The organism is Streptomyces sp. NPDC057474, assembly GCF_042802555.1.
GTDB lineage: Bacteria > Actinomycetota > Actinomycetes > Streptomycetales > Streptomycetaceae > Streptomyces.
The window spans coordinates 1-2,792 of record NZ_JBHVDX010000453.1; the positions used below are offsets into that span (position 1 = coordinate 1).

Sequence of the window (2,792 nt, forward strand, 5' to 3'; positions counted from 1 at the left end):
ACTCGGGGGAGGGGACGGACCGCCGTCGCGTGCGCCCGGAACCGGGGGCGGGGCGGAACGGCCTCAGCCCGCCTCGTCGCCCACCGTGAAGTGCAGCGCGTCCTTGAGGAACGGGATCTTCAGCAACGGCTCCGGCTGGGCCATCAGCGCGAGGAGCACGATGGCGGTGCCCAGGACGATGTACGTGGCCATGTCGGTGAAACGGGAGCGGACGGCAAGCATGCCGACGTCCCGGACGGCCCAGCGCAGCACCGCGCCGGCGAGCAACGCGGCCCCGATCAGGATCGTGCCGACCCGGAACGCGTCCAGCGCGGTGAGCAGCAGCCCCAGCCCCACGGTGCACAGCACGGCGAGGATCGGCCACTGCCGGACGGGCGCGGGCGCCTCACGAGGCGCCGCCCGGCCACCACCCTCGGGCCGCGCGGTGTCCTTGGTGAACATCGGGAACCGCCGGGTACCGCGAACTGGCCTGCCCTCGGCGTCGGGCACGCTGATGTGATCCCGCACCTCGATCTCATCAGCCGACTCTGCCGACTCTGCCGACTCAGCCACCTCGGCCGACTCGGTCGTCCCGGCCGTTTCAGTCGTTTCAGTCGTTTCAGTCGTCCCCGACATCTGTACCCTCTCCGACGCCGCCGCCCCGTCCGTCGTCCCAGACCGCTCCGTCGTCGTCGACCGCTTCGTCGTCCGCGACCCGTCAGCCGACGCCTCGGGCAGCTCTGCCTTGTCCGAGGCCCTCGAAGCCCCGGAAGCGTCCGGCCGCACCGAATTCGCCGGCTTTCCCGGCCCACTGGCCTTCTCCGACGCCCCAGGGGCTCCCGAAGAAGCCCCCAACTTCGCCGAACCCTCCGGCGCACCCGGGCCGGTCGCCTTCTCCGGCGTCCGCGACGCCCGTGGCAGCCCCGACGTCCCCTCCGCCCTGCCGTCAGCCGACACTGCGCTCCGCCGCCTCAACCACGTTGACGAGCAGCTGAGCGCGGGTCATGGGGCCGACGCCGCCGGGGTTGGGGGAGATCCAGCCGGCGACCTCCGCGACACCGGGGTGGACGTCGCCGACGATCTTGCCCTCGGCGGAGCGGGAGACACCGACGTCGAGGACGGCGGCGCCCGGCTTCACGTCCTCGGGCCGGACGAGGTGGGCGGAGCCGGCCGCGGCGACGATGATGTCCGCCTTCCTCAGGTGCGCGGCCAGGTCACGCGTGCCGGTGTGGCACTGGGTCACCGTCGCGTTCTCGCTGCGCCGGGTGAGCAGCAGCGGCATCGGGCGGCCGATCGTCACACCACGCCCGACGACCACGACCTCGGCACCCTTGATCTCGACACCGTACTGACGGAGGAGGGTGAGGACACCGTTCGGGGTGCAGGGCAGCGGGGCGGGCTCGTTGAGGACGAGGCGCCCGAGGTTCATCGGGTGCAGGCCGTCCGCGTCCTTGTCGGGATCCATCAGTTCGAGGATGCGGTTCTCGTCGATGCCCTTGGGGAGCGGCAGCTGGACGATGTAGCCGGTGCAGGCGGGGTCCTCGTTGAGCTCCCGCACCACCGCCTCGATCTCCTCCTGGGTGGCGGTCGCGGGCAGCTCGCGCTGGATGGAGGCGATGCCGACCTGCGCGCAGTCGCGGTGCTTGCCCGCGACGTACTTCTGACTGCCGGGGTCTTCGCCGACCAGGATCGTGCCGAGTCCGGGCATGACGCCCTTCTCCTTCAGCACCGCCACGCGGGCGGTCAGGTCGGACTTGATCGCGGCTGCGGTGGCCTTGCCATCGAGAATCTGGGCGCTCATGGCCCCAATCTTCGCGGATGACCGGCACCGGGTTCCAATCCGGTCACCTGGCGGACGCCCTTGCCCCGCTTCTGGGCGCGGCGGCGGCCCGTACCTCGCAGACCCGTACCTGACAGGACGGCGCCCCGTGCCCGACCGGTCTGCGCCCCGTACCCGACAGGTCTGCGCCCCGTACCCGACAAGATCGGATGTGTTGCACTTGCACAACACCCGATGAATCTCCCTGGACATCCGGCCGGGCATATAAAACGATTGGGGCACAGTGCCGCGGGCACTGCCGGGGGGCGTGACCATTTCAAAAGATTCAGGGCATTCCTCCGAACCGTGCCGCGCGTCCCCGCACCAGGCAACGGAGGAAACCCCGCATGAGCTTCGGCGACCCGAACAACCCGTACGGCCAGCCCCAGCAGCAGCCGCCCGCCCAGGGCTACGGCTACCCGCAGCAGACCCCGCCCCAGCAGCCGGGATACGGCTACCCGACCGCCCCGCCGGTCTCCCAGGGATACGGCGGCTACCCGAACGCGCCCGAGACCATGCCCAGCTCGGTGAACGCGGCCCGCATCATGCTCTGGGTCATCGTCGGCCTGCAGGTGATCGGCGTTCTTCTGTACGGCATCGGCGCGATCGGCGTGGCAGCGGCCAGCGACAGCACCGAGGACCCCGCTCTCGCGGAGGCGCTCGGCAACATTCCCATCGGCCAGATGGTGGCGATCGCCATCTTCGCGGTGGCCTGGCTCGTCTACGCGATCATGCTGGCCGTGAAGTTCAAGTCCGGCGGCAACGGCGTACGCACCGCCGCCCTGGTCTTCGGCATCATCACCGCGGTCCTCGGCGTCTTCCCGTTCTTCCTGATCGGCCTGGTCCACCTGGTGCTGGGCATCCTGATCGCCGTCTTCGTCGGCAACGCCAACGGCAAGGCGTGGTTCAACCGCCCGCGCTACTGAGCGACCGGGCACCACACGAACCGAGCACCGCACACCGAGGGCCGTGCCTCCCGTACGAGGAGGCACGG

At 70.6% G+C, this 2,792-nt stretch carries 3 protein-coding genes; 1 reads left to right on the top strand and 2 read right to left on the bottom strand.

Annotated features, from left to right (window positions below; genetic code table 11):
* Nucleotides 1-63 precede the first annotated feature (63 nt).
* Entirely contained in the window at nt 64-615 is a 552-nt protein-coding gene (locus ACFU53_RS47560; RefSeq protein ID WP_384006769.1) for a DUF3017 domain-containing protein, read from the bottom strand.
* Between the two features lie 310 nt (nt 616-925).
* The gene (locus ACFU53_RS47565) at nt 926-1,780 is read right to left on the bottom strand and encodes a bifunctional methylenetetrahydrofolate dehydrogenase/methenyltetrahydrofolate cyclohydrolase (RefSeq protein ID WP_384006772.1); all 855 of its coding nucleotides are present in this window, start codon (nt 1,778-1,780) and stop codon (nt 926-928) included.
* Between the two features lie 365 nt (nt 1,781-2,145).
* Between ACFU53_RS47565 and ACFU53_RS47570 the strand changes: the two genes are divergently transcribed.
* Nucleotides 2,146-2,724 (top strand): hypothetical protein, encoded by a 579-nt coding sequence (locus tag ACFU53_RS47570; RefSeq protein ID WP_384006775.1) that lies wholly within the window; start codon nt 2,146-2,148, stop codon nt 2,722-2,724.
* Nucleotides 2,725-2,792 lie beyond the last annotated feature (68 nt).